Origin of the sequence: Chryseobacterium sp. Marseille-Q3244 (genome assembly GCF_940807095.1) — a bacterium.
Classification (GTDB): Bacteria; Bacteroidota; Bacteroidia; order Flavobacteriales; family Weeksellaceae; genus Chryseobacterium.
On the sequence record NZ_CALNWX010000003.1, the window covers coordinates 358,006 to 379,686 of the forward strand.

General features: G+C 36.3%; 16 protein-coding genes and 1 pseudogene. 7 read left to right on the plus strand and 10 right to left on the minus strand.

Features of this window, described 5'->3' with window-relative positions:
- Positions 1-44 precede the first annotated feature (44 nt).
- Complete coding sequence (locus NBX25_RS07390) at positions 45-1,394, minus strand: AAA family ATPase (protein ID WP_123859833.1); 1,350 nt, start codon at positions 1,392-1,394, stop codon at positions 45-47.
- Between the two features lie 195 nt (positions 1,395-1,589).
- Between NBX25_RS07390 and NBX25_RS07395 the strand changes: the two genes are divergently transcribed.
- Positions 1,590-2,252 (plus strand): hypothetical protein, encoded by a 663-nt coding sequence (locus NBX25_RS07395; protein WP_250253307.1) that lies wholly within the window; start codon positions 1,590-1,592, stop codon positions 2,250-2,252.
- A 33-nt stretch (positions 2,253-2,285) separates the two neighbouring features.
- Here NBX25_RS07395 and msrB read toward each other — a convergent pair.
- From msrB to NBX25_RS07415, 4 genes and pseudogenes are all read right to left on the minus strand, one after another.
- Positions 2,286-3,386: pseudogene (msrB, locus tag NBX25_RS07400) on the minus strand (peptide-methionine (R)-S-oxide reductase MsrB).
- 21 nt (positions 3,387-3,407) lie between these two features.
- Entirely contained in the window at positions 3,408-3,854 is a 447-nt protein-coding gene (locus tag NBX25_RS07405) for a DUF417 family protein (RefSeq protein WP_250253308.1), read from the minus strand.
- A gap of 80 nt (positions 3,855-3,934) precedes the next feature.
- Entirely contained in the window at positions 3,935-4,204 is a 270-nt protein-coding gene (locus tag NBX25_RS07410) for a hypothetical protein (RefSeq protein WP_123908461.1), read from the minus strand.
- Positions 4,205-4,206: 2 nt separating this feature from the next.
- The gene (locus NBX25_RS07415; protein WP_250253309.1) at positions 4,207-4,758 is read right to left on the minus strand and encodes a sigma-70 family RNA polymerase sigma factor; all 552 of its coding nucleotides are present in this window, start codon (positions 4,756-4,758) and stop codon (positions 4,207-4,209) included.
- A gap of 597 nt (positions 4,759-5,355) precedes the next feature.
- On the opposite strand from NBX25_RS07415, the gene alaS reads away from it, so the two are divergent.
- Positions 5,356-7,959: an alanine--tRNA ligase gene (gene alaS, locus NBX25_RS07420; protein WP_250253310.1), complete on the plus strand. Its 2,604-nt coding sequence runs from the start codon at positions 5,356-5,358 to the stop codon at positions 7,957-7,959.
- A gap of 102 nt (positions 7,960-8,061) precedes the next feature.
- On the opposite strand, the gene NBX25_RS07425 is transcribed toward alaS, so the two are convergent.
- On the minus strand, positions 8,062-9,108 hold the full coding sequence (locus NBX25_RS07425; protein ID WP_250253311.1) for a serine hydrolase domain-containing protein: 1,047 nt from the start codon (positions 9,106-9,108) through the stop codon (positions 8,062-8,064).
- Between the two features lie 335 nt (positions 9,109-9,443).
- Between NBX25_RS07425 and NBX25_RS07430 the strand changes: the two genes are divergently transcribed.
- From NBX25_RS07430 to NBX25_RS07450, 5 genes are all read left to right on the plus strand, one after another.
- Entirely contained in the window at positions 9,444-10,925 is a 1,482-nt protein-coding gene (locus NBX25_RS07430; RefSeq protein ID WP_123908464.1) for an alkaline phosphatase PhoX, read from the plus strand.
- 64 nt (positions 10,926-10,989) lie between these two features.
- The gene (locus tag NBX25_RS07435) at positions 10,990-12,804 is read left to right on the plus strand and encodes a cytochrome-c peroxidase (RefSeq protein WP_250253312.1); all 1,815 of its coding nucleotides are present in this window, start codon (positions 10,990-10,992) and stop codon (positions 12,802-12,804) included.
- A gap of 225 nt (positions 12,805-13,029) precedes the next feature.
- On the plus strand, positions 13,030-15,426 hold the full coding sequence (locus NBX25_RS07440; protein WP_250253313.1) for a hypothetical protein: 2,397 nt from the start codon (positions 13,030-13,032) through the stop codon (positions 15,424-15,426).
- 24 nt (positions 15,427-15,450) lie between these two features.
- Positions 15,451-15,687 (plus strand): hypothetical protein, encoded by a 237-nt coding sequence (locus NBX25_RS07445; RefSeq protein ID WP_123908467.1) that lies wholly within the window; start codon positions 15,451-15,453, stop codon positions 15,685-15,687.
- Between the two features lie 6 nt (positions 15,688-15,693).
- Positions 15,694-17,163, plus strand: a complete 1,470-nt coding sequence (locus NBX25_RS07450) for a M20/M25/M40 family metallo-hydrolase (RefSeq protein WP_250253314.1) — start codon at positions 15,694-15,696, stop codon at positions 17,161-17,163.
- Between the two features lie 132 nt (positions 17,164-17,295).
- Here NBX25_RS07450 and ilvA read toward each other — a convergent pair whose 3' ends face one another.
- From ilvA to ilvB, 4 genes are read right to left on the minus strand one after another with little or no spacing between them, the layout of a single operon-like run.
- Complete coding sequence (gene ilvA, locus NBX25_RS07455; protein ID WP_250253315.1) at positions 17,296-18,558, minus strand: threonine ammonia-lyase IlvA; 1,263 nt, start codon at positions 18,556-18,558, stop codon at positions 17,296-17,298.
- A 13-nt stretch (positions 18,559-18,571) separates the two neighbouring features.
- Complete coding sequence (gene ilvC, locus NBX25_RS07460) at positions 18,572-19,618, minus strand: ketol-acid reductoisomerase (protein ID WP_250253316.1); 1,047 nt, start codon at positions 19,616-19,618, stop codon at positions 18,572-18,574.
- Between the two features lie 42 nt (positions 19,619-19,660).
- Positions 19,661-19,942 carry an ACT domain-containing protein gene (locus tag NBX25_RS07465; RefSeq protein WP_123908471.1) on the minus strand — a complete coding sequence of 94 codons (282 nt, stop codon included), beginning with the start codon at positions 19,940-19,942 and terminating at the stop codon, positions 19,661-19,663.
- A 14-nt stretch (positions 19,943-19,956) separates the two neighbouring features.
- Complete coding sequence (ilvB, locus tag NBX25_RS07470) at positions 19,957-21,681, minus strand: biosynthetic-type acetolactate synthase large subunit (protein ID WP_250253317.1); 1,725 nt, start codon at positions 21,679-21,681, stop codon at positions 19,957-19,959.

Here is a 21,681-nt window from a genome sequence, read left to right on the forward strand (position 1 = left end):
ATCTTATAGCCTGTATCCTAGATCCCTGAACCCCAGAATCTCGCCTACTCTTCTTTCTCTCCGTTATGCTGAAACCCAATGGCACGTCTGGGTTCTTCAACCACTTTGTAAGTTTCTAATTCATTTTTCAGAGCTTGAATTCTAAACTGGAATTCGTCAAAGTTATTGATGATAGCATCTGCCAAAAACCGAGCTACCTGATCCAGATATTCTTCTGTAAGTTTTGCTGCAGCATCCCGTAAAGCTCCATTGATAAGTTTCTGGTCAATTTTTAGTTTTTCATTTCGGGTTCTTTGGTAAAGGTTTTTGATTCTTTTCTTTAAACTTTGGGTAAAATCAATAAGCATGGTATTACTAAAGGCTTTCATTCTTGATGAAACTTCATGCCAGAAAGGAACCTTATCTGCTTTATTATTTTTTAGGATTTTATACAGTAGAGAGTCTTCTTCAAGCCCTCTGGTCATCGCATATAAAATAATTTCTGAACGCTCGGAGGCATTAGGTGGAAATATTGGAATCATCACATCAAACCTTCCGGGTGCTAAAATTTCTTCATCAATTTCGGATACAGAATTAGCAGAACCCACCATTAGTACGCCTTCTTTTTCAAATTTTCCGATATAATGAAGAATCAGTTCCTGAGCTTCCAGGTTACAGGACGCAATATCATTATCTGCCTTTCTTTCCATCATAATTTCATCAAAATCATCAAGGAAAAGCAGCATCTTATTTTCTTTCATCATGGTTAAAAGAAAATCACTAAAATTGATATGGTTCCCGTCAATCAGTGAAGTCCCCAGATAATGCTTTTTCACTTCTTTAAACTGGTAGCCTATAATTTCAGCAATTTTATTGGCCCAGAAAATCTTACCGCTTCCGGGAGGGCCATACAGAATAATTCCTGCCGGTTTATTGATGCCCCAATCTTTGATCTGCTGCGGATTTAAAAATGGTTCAAGAACCGCTGATGTGTAGAAAAACAAATCTCTGTAGCCTATAAAATCTCTTTTCTGCAGACTGGTTTTGTGTCCGAAATAATCATATACAAACTGATAATTTCCACCCAGTTTATTATCGATGCCATAGCTTGAAATTGAAGATTTGAAAAAGCCATTGTCAAAAATATTAGGATTATTATCTTTTATCACTTTTTCAACTTTCTCCTTTGGTTGATTGATAACTTCAGCAATCTGTTCCAAGGTTTTATCTTTATCCAGGTCCTTTTCGTATAGCCTTAAAAAATCTACATTTTCACGGGCAAATTTCTCAAAATCTTCCTTAACTTCAAAGTTGGTACTGACGCAGTCTACTAATTCAAGATCAAAATCCTGTATAAACTGTTTTATCGCTTCTGCAGAGACATTGAGTTCTTCTGCGAGTTCAATTAACTTCATAATTCCCTATTAGTTCTATCAAATTTAATATTTTAATCTTGAAAGTCTATGAAAGTATCAGAATTTAATATCATTTTAATTTGTTTTTTATCAAAACAACTCTATTTTGTATTCAATTCCATTAAATAGTAAAGTGATCTGGTAATTTACTTTTTCATTCGGACATTATTTTCTAATTTTATTAAAACGAAAGGAATGAAAAAAACATATTATTTTCCGGGGCTTATCAGTGCTTTAGTTATTCCTATTTTGCTTTGGCATTTCGGAAACCGAAAAATTGAAGAAATAACCACTTCAGTGGTGGATATGAGCATTCCTCCCAAATTAGATAAAGACAAAAGCAACCCTAATGGTGGTCTTGAACCATTCAGAAGCTGGAATCTCAAAAAAATAGAGGTTCCGGCTGGTAAAGCAAAAGAAAACTCAGACTTATATGTTTCAGAAGTCAATGCCTTACAAAGAAAAAATGAGAAATACACCGGCATAGAGTTTATTTTAGGGAATGAAAACACCTATGGAGATTTTGTTTCTCTGCTTAATGATATGCATATTTCTAAACATGAAGAATATGCGGTGGATCTGGAAAAAACAGGAAATTTACTTGTTCCTGTTACTATTGCTTATCCAAATCTACCAACAGCACCCTGTGAACTTTGTGATGATGTTATTTACAGAATAGATGACGGTTCCATTGTCAGCGACATCCCAAAGCCTAATTTTTTTGAAAAAACACAGGCATTTTTCTCTCACCTGACCAAAGAAGCTTATTTTTTGATAATGGGATTCCTTATCCTATCTTATCTTTCAATCTTAAGTTGTAAAGAAAGATATCAATCCTTTACATACCATTTAAAATAAAAGGCTGCCATGTGGCAGCCTCTTTCTTTCAATTTACTTTTTATCTAACAACGGAAGATATTTTCCGTATCCTTTTGTTTCCATTTCAGCTTTGGGAATAAATTTCAGAGAAGCACTGTTGATACAGTAACGAAGTCCTCCTTTATCCTCTGGCCCATCTGTAAAAAGATGTCCTAAGTGAGCGTCTCCGGTTTTACTTCTTACCTCTACCCTTGTCATTCCGTGAGTACGATCCAGCTTTTCATCAATCAGACCTTTGGTAATTGGTTTTGAGAAGCTTGGCCATCCGCAGCCTGATTCAAATTTATCGGTAGAAACAAACAAAGGCTCTCCTGTAGTAATGTCTACATAAATTCCCTCACGGGTTTCGTTCCAATATTCATTTTGAAAAGCTCTTTCGGTACCATTTTCCTGCGTTACGTTATATTGTTCTGCTGTCAGTTTTTGCTTTAAAGCTTTTTTATCCTGCTTTTGATACGTTGTTGCTTTTGGAAGTGGGTTGGCTTTTTTCGCCATTTCAAAAAGTCCCGGTTCAATATGGCAATATCCTCCAGGATTTTTATCTAAATAATCCTGGTGATAGTCTTCCGCTTTATAGAAGTTTTTCAAAGCAATAGTTTCTACTACAACCGGTTTGCTATATCCCTTTGCCAATTTCTGAACTTCATTTTTTACAAGGGCCTCATCGGCTTTATCAGTATAATAAATTCCTGTTCTATATTGGTCTCCTCAATCATTTCCCTGCTGATTAAGGCTCGTAGGATCAATCGTTTTAAAATATAAATCAATTAACAGCTTCAAATCTACTTGCTCAGGATCATATTTCACTTTCACTGTTTCTGCGAATCCTGTTGTGTGGCTTACCACTTCTTCATAGGTTGGATTCTGAGTTTTTCCGTTGGCATATCCTACTTCTGTTCCTACAACCCCACGAATCTGCTGAAAGAAATGCTCTGTTCCCCAAAAACATCCACCTGCAAAATAAATTTCCCTGACATTTTTATTATCCATAATTTCCTGTTTTTCTTTTTTTATGTCTGTTTCAATAGGCTTATTCTTTTTAAAAAGCCCGCTTCCGGCAGCAAAGACTGCAATACCCAGAACAATTCCGAGTACAATTAATATATTTTTCATATTTAGCTTTTTATTCATTATTTATTTTTTTTCTAATATCATGAATCCAAATCCTAAAAGCATTAGATCTTTTAAAATAAAAAAGTCTGTGACAGGAACTCCATCTACTATTTTCCACATTCCCGGAGTCGTAAATAAATAACTTAATGTCACCAGAAAAGTAACAACCATTCCTATTCCTGCATATCTTTTTAGTACAGCAAATTTCGCACTAAATATCAGTAATAAAGCAATGATAATTTCTATCACTCCGATAAGATTTGATACAGTTTGGACGCTCATTATCTTATATACGAAAAAGGTTAAGAAATGGTTTTCCACCAAAGGCTTTATAGCTGCTGCTTCAGTTGGAGTAAATTTGAAAACCCCGATCCAAAGCAATATAAGCGCTGCTCCGAAAAGAGAAATATAATATCCCAGGGAATACCTTGATGAATGTTTATCCGATTGATTTACTGTTCCGATCATTTTTTTAGATTTTGAATTAATACTTTTATTGTTTTCAAAAGTATAGTCGGAACTATTTCAAAATCCTGACAAAATTTTTCTTAGAAATCTAGTTTTTCAATCATTTTATTTTTAAAATCCTGAATTTCAGATTCATTAATTTCAGCATTTTTTTCTGTCAGTGTCTTTCTAAAAATCTTATCCAGTAACTTCAACTTTTCATTATAGGCCTTACACCATTTACAGACAGCAATATGAAGGCTCAATCTCCTGTTTTCTTTGGGAGAGATTGTTTGGGCATTACGCTTTTCCATCAGCAAAGTGGCTTCACTGCATGGTAAAAATAATATATGTAGAATCTTTCTTATCATCTCTATACTTTTGAAAACCAATTAAACTCCAGACATTCTCTAAGCTGCATCCGGGTTCTTTGAAGGATCTTCCAAAGATTAGTCGTGGAAACATTCAATTCCTGACTCACATCGGACGCTTTTTTTTCTTCGAGATAATACATTTTTAGTAAAATTTTCCATCTGGTAGGCAATTCCTCGATGCATTCTTCAAGGGTTTTATTAAATTCCTGATTGTCTAACAGTTCAGATTCGGTGGAAACATTCCAGTCATTCAACACATCATTATTTTTCCATGACCCTGACTCATCAAAAAAGTGATCCAGCCTTACATTAGGCTCAGATTTATATTTTTTCCGGTAAAAATCAGCAATTTTTCTCTGAAGAATAGCCATAAGCCAGGTGAGTGGCTGGCTCTTCCCTTCAAAAGAATCATAATTGGAAAAGGCAGCAATAAAAACATCCTGAACAACATCCTGAGCATCTTCTTTATTGGAAAGCATATATAAAGCTTTCTTCAAAAGCGGTCCGGAATATTGATCTATCCAGCTTTTCAGAATTTCGTTTTTCATCATTATAATAGGTTGTTCTTATCTTATTTCAGATCTTAACGAAGGTAATAAGTTAAATGGAAATGACAAAAATTTTCTTGGAGTGAATGCTTGTTGTTGGAAAACGTAAAGACGCAAGATTTGAGATCATGAGACTGTTTTTAAAGCACAAGGATTTTATCTCCGGTAAAATTATACACTGTTATATTGGCCACGAATGCACGAATAACCTTATTCTATGGATTTATGTAAAGAAGATAATTCGTGCATTTATGGCAAAAATTAATGCTGGTCTTTGCATGTATCCGTAAAATAAAAAATGATATTCAATAGGTAGTTTTTACCTATTGAATATCATTTTGACGAAAGAAGAATTTCATTGATGAATTTAGATTCTTCGTTTCACTATGACAGAGCGAAATAATAAATTAATATAAAATTAGAGTTACCATAAAAATTTAAGAGTCTATAAGAGCATATATTCCTAACCATGAGTAATTATTATATCCGGCATTTGATAAAACATCCTTGAAAATATCAAATATTGGATATTAAATCACCTAAAAATCTTAAATTTGCATCTTATCAAAATTTGATATTAAAAAAAGCAAAAGCAATACTATGACATCACAAGAGATACGTCAAAAATTTTTAGACTATTTTAAAAGTAAGGAGCACCTTATCGTTCCTTCAGCTCCTATTGTGCTGAAAGACGACCCTACCCTTATGTTTTCCAACTCAGGAATGACGCAGTTCAAGGATTTTTTCCTTGGCTACAAAACACCTACGGCCCCAAGAATTGCCGATACACAGAAGTGTTTAAGAGTTTCAGGAAAGCACAATGATTTGGATGATGTAGGTAGAGATACTTACCACCACACCATGTTTGAAATGTTGGGGAACTGGTCTTTCGGGGATTACTTCAAAAAGGAGGCTATTGCTTTTGCCTGGGAATTACTGACTGAAGTATACGGAATACCAAAAGAGAATTTATACGTAACGATTTTTGAAGGAGATGCATCTGAAAACCTTAACAGAGACCAGGATGCTTATGATTTCTGGAAATCTCATATTGCAGAGGATAGAATCATCAACGGAAATAAGAAGGATAACTTCTGGGAAATGGGCGCAAGCGGACCTTGTGGACCTTGTTCAGAAATTCATATTGATTTAAGGACTCCGGAAGAAAAAGCTAAAGTTTCTGGTTTGGAACTAGTGAACAACGATCATCCTCAAGTGGTGGAAGTTTGGAATCTCGTTTTCATGGAATTTAACAGAAAAGCAGATGGTTCTCTGGAAAAATTACCTGCTCAACATGTAGATACAGGAATGGGCTTTGAGCGTCTTTGTATGGCGCTTCAAGGGAAATCATCCAACTATGACACTGATGTTTTTACTCCATTAATTGCGAAGGTTGAAGAACTTTCAGGGAAAAAATATACAGGAATTTTAGAAGATGAAAAAGATATTGCCATTCGTGTAGTTGTCGATCACATCAGAGCTGTCTCTTTTGCGATTGCAGACGGACAATTGCCTTCAAACGGAGGAGCTGGCTATGTTATCAGAAGAATTTTGAGAAGAGGAATTTCTTATTCTTATCGATTCTTAGATATGAAAGAACCTTTCCTTTACAAATTGGTTGCTGTTCTTCAGGAACAAATGGGAGCTTTCTTCCCTGAGCTTGAAAAGCAAGGAACTTTGGTAACAGAAGTCATCAAAAGTGAAGAAGATTCATTCTTAAAAACTATTGAAAATGGTCTGATCAGAGTTGATAAATTGATTCAACAGACCATTGCTGATCATCTGAAAGTATTACCAAGCGAAGAGGTTTTTGAATTGTATGATACCTATGGTTTCCCTGATGACTTGACAAGAATTATTGCTGAGGAAAAAGGATTAACGATTGATGAGAAAGGATTTGAAGCTGAAATGAAGAAACAAAAGCTTCGTTCAAAAGCGGATTCTGCTCAGAAAGTTTATGACTGGGTAACATTGGAAGAAAAACCTGAAACATTTGTTGGATACGACCAGATTGAATCTGAAACCTATATTACAAGATACAGAAAGGTAGAAAATAAAGACGGAGAATTTTATCAGGTGGTATTAAGCAGCTCTCCTTTCTACCCTGAAGGTGGTGGACAGGTTGGAGACAAAGGTGTTCTTGAGAATGCCACTGAAAGCTTCGAAGTACTGGAGACTAAAAAAGAAAATGGATTAATCATTTCTTTGATTAACGGTCTTCCGAAAGATGCAGGAGCTCTTTTCTATGCTAAAGTAAATGCAACAGACAGAAAGAACTCTCAGGGTAACCACTCTGTAACTCACCTTTTACATGAGGCATTAAGAGATGTTTTAGGAACTCACGTGGAGCAAAAAGGTTCTTACGTAGGTCCTGATTATCTGCGTTTCGACTTCTCTCACTTTAATAAAATGACTGAAGAAGAAATCGCCTTAATTGAAGAAAAAGTAAACCACAAAATCAAAGAAAGTATTGCATTACAGGAATTCAGAAGTATTCCAATTAAGGAAGCTTTAGAGAAAGGAGCAATGGCTTTATTTGGTGAAAAATATGGAGACCATGTGAGAATGATCCAATTCGGAAGTTCTAAGGAACTTTGCGGAGGGACTCACGTAAAAAATACCAGTGAAATCGGTCATTTCAAAATTACTTCTGAAGGTTCTGCAGCGGCAGGAATCAGAAGAATTGAAGCTATTTCAGGAGACAAATCAGAAGAATACTTCAAGGGTCTTGAAAAACAGATTATTGAACTTTCTCAATTGCTGAAGTCTAAAGATGTTGTAAGATCTATCGAGAAATTAATCGAGGAAAATGCATCATTAAAATCTGAAGTTGACGCTCTTAAAAAAGAAAAGGCAAAAGGAGAAATCGGTGATTGGAAAAATGCTTATGAGCAGAAAGGTAACAAACAGTTATTAGTAAAAAAGACTTCTTTAGATGCTGGATCTGTTAAAGATATTGTATTCCAATTGAAGAAAGAGATTCCAACTTCAGTAACGATCATTCTTTCTGATGCGGATGGCAAACCAATGATTACCGTAGGAGTTTCTGATGATCTGGCAGCAGATTATCAGGCAGGAGCTATTGTGAAAGATCTTGCTAAAGAAATCCAAGGTGGTGGTGGTGGAAATCCTGGTTTTGCTACGGCAGGTGGTAAAAACCTTGATGGATTGGAAAACGCTTATCAGAAAGCTTTGAATATTTAATTAATTCTTACCCTTTGCGGTTTTAAGGATTTCATTATCCTAATTTAATATAAACAATAATCCCTTTCAATTTTTGAAAGGGATTATTTGTATTTGCTAAATTTAGTTTACCTGTAAGTCATCATACAAATTATCAACTACTTTTTCTAAAATTTCTCCAGTTTCATTAAAGCTGGTATTGGTCAATATGGATATTCCTATATTTTGTTTAGGATAAATCACAAACCAATTCTGCATTCCGTATATGCCTCCATGATGTCTATAGATTAATTTATTCCCATTTTCTATGATGTACCAATGATAACCCTCCCAAAAATCAGAACCTTCTTTATATAATTTTTTATGAGATTCATTGACAATAAGATTGGATTGGTCAAGTTGTAATTTCATATATTTCACTAAATCCGGAGCCGTAGAGTGCAATCCTGAAATTCCACCCCATAAAGTTCTTTTGAAGTTAGGCATTAATTCGTTTTTATCGTTATAGCCTTTTACCAATCTTGTCTTATCATTTTCATTGAGTGTAAACTTGGTTTGGTTCATTTTATTGGGTTTCAAAACAAATTCAGTGACCAATTCCTCAAAAGGCTTTTGATACACTTTTTCAAGTATATACGCTGTCACCTCAGGAGCTGTGTTTGAATAATAATATACTTCTCCAGGTTTCGTTTCAATTTTGATGAGCTTTAATCCTTCAAAAAAGGCCTCTTTATTTTCGCTTTTTATTGGAAAATTAGGAAATCCACTTGTATGAGTGATAAGGTGCTTAATTCTTATAGGTTCCCCTTTGAATTCTAAATTGGGATAAGGTTCGTTAAGATAGATTCTAATATCATCATCCATATTTATTTTTTTATCAAGCACAGCTTTAGCGGCTATATAACCTGTAAAGGTTTTAGTTACAGAAGCTAACTCATAAAGTGTAGAATCGTTGGGTTTATTTCCTTTTCCAATCGTTAATTCTCCAAAATGCTTTATGGTGGATTCGCCATTTTTAAGCACTGCAACGGAAACAGAATGAAATCTTTTGTCCTCTAATAACTGAAGAGCATTTTTTGTTATTGCATTTTCAACATTCTGTTTACTGACTTGCTGGACACTTTTACACCCGACTAGGGATAAAAATAAAATAGGGATAAAATATTTCATGGTTAGAGTTTAGTTTTCTGATTAAGCGGTTAAAGAGTACATAACATTTGATTTTCGGCAATGCGTTAATCCAAATTATAAATTTGTTAAAAATAAATAATTATCCATTAAGAAAGTAATTTTATTCACTTAGGGTAAAGGGCCTTGCAAAAAAAGGTGATAGTGGAAATCTTGATTTTGCTACAACAGGCAATAAATTATTTATAACCGTTCTAATTATTGAACTTCGCTTAACAAATCCTGACCTAATCTTAAACTATTTGTTTTCTCGCCGTAAAGTCTAATTAACACTAGGTCTTTAGTTTTGTCATAATCGAAATTCAAAAAAAGTAATTATGAAAATTAACAAAACTATTGGAGCTTTGTTCTTTGCCGCTCTTATTTTCCAGAGCTGCAGTGAAGACAATAACGGAAGTGACAATAATTCTTCTGCTAACGACAAAATCAAGATTGAAAACTTCTCTAAAGAGTCCGCTTTTGTGTATGGGATGACTGGTTTTGAGAACTTAAATATTACCACGCTTATTTCCAGTTCTGATGTTCTTCCAGGTTCTCCTGATTTCGTTTTTGGAGGACAGCCGGACGGAATGGGAATTATGAAAGATCCTAAATCCGACGGTTATCTGATGATTACCAACCACGAGATTAAACAATCTGTATCAAGAGTATATCTGGATAAAACGTTCAGACCTGTAAAAGGAGAATATATTTTAAATGGGACCGGAGGAATGACAAGATTATGCTCTGCTACCTTGGCAACTCCCGAAATTCATGGCTTCAGTGCATTTCTTACTGCCGGAGAATCTGGTGAAGAAAGTATGGTTCATGCGCTGGATCCATTAGCACCAGCCTCCCAGGCATCGGATAAAACCAGAGTAAAACCTGCTTTAGGAAAAGCTTCTATGGAAAATGCAGTTCCTCTTCCTAAAGATGTTTCTAATGGAAAATCTTATATCTTAATTGGGGAAGATCAGTCTTATTCTTCTTCTCACCAGTCTGCAGGACAGCTGATTATGTATGTAGCAGACACTCAGGGAGACCTGAACAACGGTAAATTATATGCGCTGAAGAGAACAAATAACAACTATACTGAAACGGATATGACGAAAGGAAGCTCTTACGATGTAGAGTTTGTTGAGATTCCTAACGCCAAAAACCTTACCGGAGCTCAGATCAATCAGAAAAACATTGATAATAATGCTATCCGTTTTTCAAGGGTTGAAGATGTAGATTATAGAAAAGGGGCAGGAAAAGGAAGAGAGATCTACTTTACTGCAACTGGAGAATCTTCTGACGGTGTAAATCCAAAGCCGGGATTAACGATGTGGGGAAGAGTTTACAAACTTGTTCTTAACTCCGGAAATATGCTGACAGGAAAATTAGAAGTAGTTGCGGAAGGAGATTCTAACCCGGGTAATAACCTGATTAATCCTGATAATTTATGTGTAACTGAAAACTATGTTTACATTCAGGAAGATGGAGACTCCTATTACAAAGCAGCGAACCATGATTCTTATATCTGGCAATTAAATATCGCTACAAAGCAATATAAGCCATGGCTGAATATGAAACATAACAGAGGGAATTCTGCATGGAATACAGCATACAACCAATCCGGAGATCTTCAGAAATTCGGTTCATGGGAATATGGAGCAATGGTTGATATTTCTGATATCATCGGCGTTCCTAATACATTTGCTGTGAATATTCACTCTCACACATGGCAGCTGGATAAATTTAAAAACCCTGACGGTTCCGGAGTTAACACCAATAAAGAAGGTGGGCAAATCGTAATTATCAGAAACGTAGAAAAATAGTTTTAATTACTCTCTATTAATCAAAGTATCAACAGAAAATCACTGTTGATACTTTTTCATACTTATGAAGAAACTTTCAAAATATCCGATACTTCTTCTTTTATATTCTGCAACAGCTCTTTTTGTCCTTTCCTATTGTAAAAGTGAAAAACAGCAGCCAATATATGAAGACCTGGGTTCTGTAAAAAGCAGGATCATCACCACAAACACTGATTTTGAAAAACAGATCAATGAACTGAAAGCCCTTGTTTCCAAAGACTCTGATGAAAAGCTTCTTCAGGAGAAGTTTGAGAGTATCAGAAAGACTTATAAAAAAATGGAATGGGCCATAGAGTACTTCCTTCCCCACTCTGCCAGATTCATCAACGGACCGGCACTTCCTGAAATAGAAATGGATGAACATACAGAAATAGAACCTGAAGGGCTGCAGGTTTTAGAGGAAATGTTTTATCCTTACCAGAAAGAGAATAAAGATGAGGTGAACCGAATGCTCAACAAACTCATCAATAAAAGCAATACCATAAAAACTAATTTCAAGGTCATAACCATTAGTAAAGATCAGGTTTTTGATGCTTTGAGGCAGGAAGCTTTCAGAATTTCCAGCCTGGGAATTTCAGGTTTTGACACCCCCATTTCTGGAGTGTTTTTAAAAGAAATCCCTTCTTCATTGGAAGGCATTAAAGAAACATTGGAACAAATATCTACCGACAGATCAAAAAATAAAGCCCTGAAAAGTATTATCACGGAGATTAATGCAGCTACAGAAATCCTGAAAAAAAATACGGATAAAAATACATTCGATTATGTCAACTTCATCCCGGATCATCTCAATAAGATCACTACGCTGTTGCTTGATTTTAAAAATCAGGAAAAAATCCCGGATGTGGAGGTAACGACAGCATTAAACAAAAATGCAGCTACATTTTTCTCTAAAAATGCCTTCAATCCTAATGCTTTCACTCCCGGAAAAGAATATGCTTTTTCTGAAGAAAAGGCAGCTCTTGGACAGCAGCTTTTTAAGGATAACATGCTATCAAATAACAACAATCGTAGCTGTGCAACATGCCACATTCCTGAAAAAGCTTTTACTGATGGTCTTGCGAAATCAATGTCGCTCGAAAATTCAGAACTTGCCAGGAATGCTCCTTCCCTCAACTATGCAGGGTTTCAGCATGGTCAGTTTTGGGATATGAGGAAGGATGACCTGGAAGGGCAAAGCTCAGATGTTATCTCTAATAAAGAAGAAATGCATGGAGATTTAACGATCATTCTTGCTAAAATTAACCAAGATAAAAACTATCAGGCGGCATTTAAAAAGATTTATCATTCACAAAAGGCTGAGGTGTGGCAGCTTCAGAATGTATTGGCAAGTTATATACGTTCTTTAGCAAAATTCAATTCCAATTTTGATGAATATATGCGGGGAAATAAATCGGCAATGACCGAAAGTCAAAAGCGTGGCTTTAATTTATTTGTCGGAAAAGCCCAATGCGCGATATGTCATTTTATTCCCTTATTTAATGGTACCGTTCCCCCAACTTTCAAAAAAACAGAGCAGGAAGTATTGGGAATAGCTATCAATGGAGAAAATAAAACATTTGATAATGATCTGGGAAGAGGAAAGTTTCATGAAACAGTAGCTGCCTTACAGCATTCCTTTAAAACGCCTACTCTCAGAAACATTCATAAAACAGCTCCTTATATGCACAACGGAGGCTATACAACACTGAAAGAGGTCATGAATTTTTACAATAAGGGTGGTGGAAAAGGTTTCGGATTTAAGGTAGAAAACCAAACACTTTCTGATACCCCACTGCAGCTGACTGATCCTGAAATAGATGATATTATTGAATTTATGAAGGCTTTAGATGACCAATAAATAATCCGGTATTTAAACAACGGTAAAAAACTCTTGAACAGACAGAATTCAGGAGTTTTTTTATTGGAAATTCTCAGAAAATATAGAAACACCATCTAAAGGCAGAATTTGAAACGAGTGTTTTAGGAAAATATTCATCCTTATATTAGATGAAATCAATGTTATACTCTGTTAAAAACTTTTCTAGCACAATAAATATTATTAATTTTGACATAGTTTTTTTACATGAAAAAGGGGTTACAATTATTTTTTTTCCTGATATGTTTTTTGGGGTATTCACAGCTTAAAATTAAGGTTGTTGATGCTGCCAGTCAAAAGCCCGTTTCCAAAGCAAAGATTTTCTGTGGCAGTAACGTTCTTGGCTATACCGACACACAGGGAATTCTGGAATTTAAAGCGGAATGCAAAAACATAGAAGTTGAAGCAGAATCATACCAAAAGGAAACGGCCACTGTAGAAAGTAGTATGGAAGTTTTTCTGACCAAAAAAACTTCAAAAACCACCAATATTGAAACGGTAGTCATTGAAGATAAAAGTGATCCGAGAGCTTTAGAAATCCTGAAAAAGGTGAATAAACTCTTCAATGAAAATTCTCCTAAAAGCTTGGGTTCTTACGCTTATAAATCTTACGAAAAAATTTCTCTTGATATTGATCAGGACAGTCTCACTCAGTTCAATCAATATTTTAATGACCTAAACTTCTTCAAGAAAAAAAGAGAAAAGGATTCATTGAATAACATCAGTGCAAGAAAAATTTTTGCAAACAGTAAACTCTTCCTTTGGGAAAGAGCTCAGGAGTTTTTATACTCTAAAAAATATGGTGAAAAAATCAATATCCTTGATAACAGAATTTCAGGCCTGAAGCAGCCGGTCTATGAAATGATCGCTCTTCAGCAAAGTAACAGAGATATTGTTCCGGAACAGGTAAAACCGGAAAACAGAGGTCTTTACAGATACTTCCTTTCCGATACCATAGAACTTGACGGAAGAAAAAACTTTGTAATCCGATTTCGTGAGGTTAATTATAAAAATCCTGATAAAAAAAGAAAATACACCGGAGCCATCTATATTGATACTGAGACGTATGGAATCAAGAAGATTGAGAACTTCAGTAAAAGTAAAAACGACGGAATCATCACCAGCACCTGGATTTTTTATAACAACAAATGGTTCCTTGCCCATGAAACCACCAAGCTTAAAATGGGTAAAATGGCAATGGATGACAAGGAGCATACCGATAAAAAGGATAAAAAAAGTTTTGGCACCTATGCCTTTCTTACCTCAAAATATTTTGATTTCAAGTCTCCTATTGAAGAAAAAGCCCAGGATTTTAAGGGATATACCTTTTCTGTAAAAAGTATTGACGGGCATTCTCTTGACCGATACAGAGCCGAACCCCTCACTGAAAGGGAACAGAATACTTATAAAACCATTGACAGTCTTGGTAAAAAGTATAAAATTGACAGTAAAGCCCAGATCATTTCCGGATTGCTTAACGGACAGATCAGAGTGGGTGTTGTAGATTTTGCCGTGGATGAAATTGCCAATTATAACTCCTACGAAGGATTCAGACTGGGATTGAAGGCAAAGATCAATGAAAATTTCAATCCTTATTTCTCTCCTGATTATTATTTTGCTTACGGAGTAAAAGATAGAAGATGGAAATACGGGATGGGAATAGATATCAAAACAACATTGGAAAAAAATTCATTTTTCAGATTTGATTTTTATGATGATGTAACGGCTTCAGGGGAATTTTACAGAAGACTATGGAATTTCAAGATGAGGATGATGAATTTTGGAAATAACCTTAACAATGATAAATATTTCCACTTCAAAGGTGCTTCTATATCTTACCTGAATGATGTAACAAACGGTCTTACCCTTGCGCTTGCCGTAAGAAGAAATATTGAGGAAGCTCAGTTTGATTATCAGTTCATGGATGCCGGATCTTCATTCAAGAATTTCAATACCTTATTTACTTTAAAGTATTCACCGAATTCTACCAATATTATGACTCCTCAGGGAAAATCTCTGATTGATCAGAAATATCCGGAATTGTATTTCAATTATGAACAAAGTTATAAAATGGCAGGTGGAAGTTTCAATTATTCCCGTTTTGATGCCCTTTTTGTTCATAATTTTAAAACAGCAATCGGAACAACAGGTTTCAGGTTGTATGGTGGAGTGGTTTTAGGAGAAGCTCCTATCTGGAAGAACTTTACGATGAACGGGCTAGCCTCTCCCGGCAAAGATTTTAATTTTAACCTTACTTCATTCCTCGGATTTGCTACTTTGGAAGGCGGAAAATATTACAACGATAAATTTGTTGCTTATTATTTCACACACAAACTGCCTTTGTACTTTAAAAGCTTCGGACACAATGTTTCCAGCTTTGATTTTGTACTTCGTGGAACGATTGGAGACATGAAGCATCCGGAATACCACCAGTTCAGGTTTAAAAAATTGGATCACCTGTATCAGGAAGTCGGATTGGAATGGAATAACTTCCTTTCCAGCTATTTCAATCTGGGGTTATTCTACAGAGTGGGTTATTATGCTACTCCCCAATTTAAACAGAATTTTGCGATACAGTTTAAATTAAAATTCCTTGAGTTTTAATCAAAAAATTATACATACAAGAACATGCAAAGAATAGAAATAAAAGCGGAAGACTTTTTTGAATTATTAAAATTAAAAGATACTTCCATGTGGGCTATTTTCTCACAGATGATTGATGGGAATGAAAAAGAAATTATATTTTTAGATAAAGAGGATAAGATCCTTTTCAACTATATTTTACCAGCTGATGCAGAAAAACTGGAAGAAGATAGAAAAGAGTTCTCCAAACAGTTTGCTGATAAACTTGGTAGCCTAAATTAAAAGCCAATGAATAAGAATTATATTTTTTCTTTACTGGGTCTTCTTGTATTCAGTATCGGAAATGCTCAGAGCTATAAAAAGCCTTTAGTTTCAGCCATCAAAGAAGCTGATCTCAGAAAGGATATGTATGAACTGGCTGCGGATCAGTTCTGGGGCCGTGAAGCAGGAACACTGGATGAGTTAAAAGTATCGATGTGGTTAGCAGATAAAGCCAAGGAGGCTGGAATGAAGCCAGCGGGTGATCATGGAACTTTTTTCCAGTTTTTTGATATGTACAGACATCAGACTACTCCACAAAGCAGTTTGAAAATCGGAGATACTCCATTGAAATTATGGAAGGATTTTCTTGTTGCGGAACCTGTCAACGCTTCTATAGATGCTGAAGTTGTATATGCAGGAAATACAGAGCCGGAAGATCTTTCTACACTTAACCTTAAAGGAAAAGTTCTTGCAGTAAATGCTTCTGACAAAAACATTGATAAAGAAATGACTCTTTTTGTAAGAAGATATCCAGGATTTGTGAGAACAAAATACTACAACAAAGCGAGTGAACTGGGAGCAAAAGCAATCATTTTCATCACAGATGATATTTCTGAAAAAAGCTGGGTAGAAGTTCTTCCTCAAATGACCAGAGGAACCTATGGTGTAGAAGGACTTAGAGAAAAAATAACGAACAATATTCCTGTTCTTTGGATCAAAAAAGAGAATGCTGCCTGGGTAAAAAACAATCCTAAAGTTGCTCTTAACCTGATGACTGAAACGTATAAATATCCTTCAGTAAACATCATTGGGGAAATTGAAGGAACAGATCCTGTTCTTAAAAAAGAATATGTTTTATTAAGTGGACATCAGGATCATGACGGGATCAGACATCCTGTAAAAAATGACACCATTTACAACGGTGCTGATGATAATGCCAGTACCTGCGTCGCGATGTTAGCCATGGCAAGAGCTTACAAAAAGCAACCAGGAAAAAGAAGTATCCTGTTTGTCTTCCATGGGGCTGAAGAAAGAGGTTTACTAGGTTCAAGATGGCATGCTGCACATCCCGTAGTTCCGAAGGAGAGTATTGTAGCTGTGTTAAATGGTGATATGATCGGAAGAAATGATAATAATGAAGCGGCTTTATTAGGAGGAAATGCTCCCCATAAAAACTCTGAGGAACTTGTAAAAATGGCTGAAGATGCCAATAACGAGAGTACCAAGTTTAAGTATTTAAAAGATTGGGATTCCCCTAATCATGCTGAATATTTTTATTTCAGAAGTGACCATCTTCCGTATGCTAAAGTGGGTATTCCCGCCATATTCTTCACCAGTGTACTGCATGATCAGTACCACACTCCACAGGATGAATCTGAAAACATCAATTACAAGAAGTTATATAAAATGACAGAATGGATGTACAGAACTTCCTGGAAAGTTGCCAATGAGACTGAACGTCCGAAAGTAATTTCAAATTTTACGCTTGAACGATAAAATGACCAAATCCGGCTCACTGAAGTGAGCCGGATTTTTCTTGTTTTAATTCCACGGGTGCACCAATAAAATCATTAGTGCATTCGTGGTTAATAAAAATAGGGTTAGATTTTAGAATCATCTTTAGAACAACTAAATCAGCAGATTCATCAAAGACGGATCATTGTTCAGGTAGTTGACAAAAAAATCCTGCCTTTTCATGTTGTCCATTAGTGGTGTGAAGTCCTCTTTTTGTTTCAATGCAATTCCTACTACTGCAATTCCTTTTTCTTTTGAATTTTTCTGGGTATATTCAAAAAAAGTAATATCATCATTAGGCCCAAGCACATCCATCACAAAGGTTTTCAAAGCTCCGGGACGCTGTGGAAACCTTACCAGAAAATAATGTTTTAAGTTAGCATACAGCAAAGCTTTCTCCTTAATTTCTTCCATTCTGGTAATATCATTATTGCTTCCACTGATAATGCAAACCACATTTTTTCCTTCAATCTTATCTTTATACTTTTCCAAAGCAGCCACAGAAAGAGCACCGGCCGGCTCCACCACAATAGCATCTTTATTATATAAGGAAAGAATCGTTTCACATACAAGCCCCTCTTCTACCGTAACTACATCATACAATCTATTTTTACAAAATTCAAACGTGAGACTCCCTACCTTTTGCACTGCTGCACCATCTACAAAACGGCTTATCTTTTCAAGGTGAACGGGTTTACCATTTTCCAGAGCCTTTTTCATGCTTGCCGCTGCGGAAGGTTCTACTCCAATGATTTTGGTTTGGGGAGACAATTCTTTAAAGACGGAACAAATGCCTGCCGCCAATCCACCACCTCCTATTGGTACAAAAAGATAATCAATGGATTCATCAGACTGTTCAAGGATTTCCAATGCTGTTGTGGCCTGCCCTTCAATAATCGCAGGATCATCAAATGGATGGATGAATGTTCCATCATTTTCATTACAAAACCTCATCGCAGCATCTTTTGCTTCATCAAAGGTATCTCCCTGCAAAACAACATCAATGTAGTTCCCACCAAACATTTTAACCTGCTCCAGTTTTTGACCCGGAGTGGGTAAAGGCATAAAAATAGTTCCTTTCACTTTCATGGTACTGCATGCAAAAGCAACTCCCTGAGCATGATTTCCTGCACTGGCACAAACAATTCCCTTGGAAAGTTCTTCCTCTGGCATGGTTGACATTTTGTTATAAGCCCCACGAATTTTATAAGACCTTACTCTTTGAAGGTCTTCTCTTTTGAAGTGTACTTGAGCATTATAAACTCCTGATAAATTATTATTAACAGCTAAAGGAGTTCTGACACAAACATTTTTAAGTCTTTCGGCCGCTTGGTAAACTTTATCCAATACAGATAAATAGGTTTCTCCCGTCTTCATTTTTCTTTTGATATTAATTATTTTCTGGTCTCAGGCTTCGTACAGTTTTTCCTGCCTTCCACATTTCACTCTCTCTCAATTCTGTTAATTCAACTTCCAGTTTTTCCCGGTAATCAGGCTTACTGTTACTGTCAATGGACCTTTGTGCTTCATTTCCTTTAGCCACATTATCATACAATTCTTCAAATAAAGGCGAAGTTGCATCTCTGAAACGCTTCCACCAATCCAAAGCTCCTCTTTGAGCAGTCGTACTGCAATTCGCATACATCCAATCCATTCCATTTTCTGCTACCAGTGGCATCAATGATTGGGTAAGTTCTTCTACCGTTTCATTGAAAGCTTCTGATGGGCTGTGACCATTTTTTCTCAAAACATCATATTGTGCTGCAAATATTCCTTGTACCGCTCCCATTAAGGTTCCTCTTTCTCCGGCAAGATCGCTATACACTTCTTTTTTAAAGTCTGTTTCAAATAAATATCCGCTTCCTATGGCAATTCCCAGAGCCGTTACTCTTTCTCTTGCTTTTCCTGTTGCATCCTGATAAACGGCAAAACTACTATTCAGTCCTCTATCCTGAAGGAACATTCTTCTTAATGAAGTTCCTGATCCCTTTGGAGCTACCAAAAAGACATCTACATCTGCCGGAGGAACAATTCCTGTACGTTCATTAAAGGTAATTCCAAACCCATGAGAGAAATACAAAGCTTTTCCAGGGGTAAGATGTTGCTTTACTTTTGGCCAGTATTCAATCTGCGCAGCATCACTCAACAGATAACAGATAATCGTTCCTTTTTCTAAAGCTTCTTCTATTTCAAATAAAGTTTCACCCGGAACAAAACCATCTGCCACTGCCTTATCCCAGGATTTAGAATTTTTTCTCTGTCCTACGATCACATTAATTCCATTGTCTTTCTGGTTCAGTGCCTGTCCCGGCCCCTGTACACCATACCCGATTACCGCTACTACTTCATCTTTTAATACTTCCTGAGCTTTTTTCAACGGAAATTCTTCTCTTGTTACTACGTTTTCCTCTACTCCTCCGAAATTTAATTTTGCCATTTTCTATAATTTTATTTTATTGTTTATAATTTTGATTTCGCCTTAGCTAGCGTGTTCTATTGCTGTGAAATATGGGTTTTTATGATAATGAACCTCCAGTACATCTACTTGTTTTTCCATTTGTCTGGTGATCTTCTGAACAGATTCTTCGGATTCTCTGATCGTAATCACAAACTTTTTTATGTTCTCCGTTTCAGAGGGTCCCATATTAAAATTTGTCATCGAAATTCTCCTTCTTGAAAAAATAGCGTTGATCCTGCTAATCAGTCCCAAACAATCTTCTGTATAGGCTGTTATGGTATATTCTTTATTTTCTGTTTTCATATTTTCTATTTATTTTATGGTTGATTATTTAATACAATCTCCGAAACACTTTTCCCCTGAGGAATCATCGGAAAAACATTGTGTTTTTTTCCTGTCATTACTTCCAGCAGAAATGCACCTTTACGAGTAAGCATTTCATCAAGCGCTTCTTTTAGGTCTTCTCTCCGGGTCACTTTCCTTCCCTGAATATGATAGCCGTTTGCTACCTTTACAAACTCCGGACTCTGAATTTCCACGGAAGAATAGCGCTCTTCATGAAACAGCTCCTGCCACTGTCTTACCATTCCCAGATAGCTGTTATTCAGGATTAAAATTTTAACTTCAGGATGATACTGCATAATCGTTCCCAATTCCTGAATATTCATCTGAGCTCCACCATCTCCCATTACTGCAATAACAGGGAAATGATGCTCTCCGTAAGTTGCTCCTATTGCCGCAGGAAGACAAAACCCCATGGTTCCCAATCCACCACTGGTAATATTGGTTCTTGAATTTTGAAAATTGGAATACCTGCATGTTATCATCTGATGCTGTCCTACATCGGTTACAATAACCGCTTCCCCTTTTGTGATTTCATTGAGACATCTGATCACCTCTCCCATCGTGATCTCTTCTTCCTTAGGATACAGCTCATCATTGATGAGATTGATGCTTTCAACTTCCATGCAGTCTTTAAACCTTTGATGCCATTCCGGATGTTCTCTTTTTTGGATCAATGCTGTAAGAAGTGGCAAGGTTTCTTTACAATTTCCGAGAACCGGAACATCCACTTTTACATTTTTATTGATTTCCGATGAGTCAATTTCCAGGTGAATAATCTTGGCCTGCTTTGCATATTGATCCAGCCTTCCGGTCACCCGGTCATCAAAACGCATTCCTATGGTAATCAGTACATCACATTGATTGGTAAGAATATTAGGGCCGTAATTTCCATGCATTCCTACCATTCCAACTGCCTGTGGATGATCTGTAGGAAGAACACCCATTCCTAAAACAGTCCACGCTACCGGAATTCCTGATTTTTCCGCAAACTCCAAGAACTCACGCTCTGCTTTCCCCAGCATAATTCCCTGTCCGGCAATAATGAAAGGACGTTCTGCATGGTTAATGAGTTCCGCTGCCTGTTCAATACTTTCCAGCGATGGAACAGGATCAGGTTTATAACTTCTTAAGGAATGACAAGGATGATATCCTTTGTATGAAACTTTCTGTAGCTGGGCATTTTTTGTAATATCAATAAGTACCGGCCCCGGTCGACCCGATTTTGCAATATAAAATGCTTTTGCCAGAACTTCGGGCAACTCATTGGCATCTGTTACCTGGTAATTCCATTTGGTAACAGGGCTTGTAATGTTCATCACATCAATTTCCTGAAACGCGTCTGTTCCCAAAAGATGTTCAAACACCTGTCCCGTAATGCATACCAATGGTGTATTATCCAATAAAGCATCTGCTAATCCTGTCACAAGATTGGTAGCCCCCGGACCACTGGTAGCCATAACGACTCCTACTTTTCCGGAAACCCTGGCCAATCCTTGTGCTGCATGTACAGCTGCCTGCTCATGACGAACAAGAATATGCTCCAACTGATCTTTATAATCATAAAGCGCATCATAAATAGGAATGATTGCCCCGCCGGGATACCCGAAAACAGTTTTCACGCCTTCCTGAAGAAATGCTTCAAGAATAATCCGGCTTCCGCTCAGTTCTGTTGCTGTTGATTGATTTAAATTCTTCAT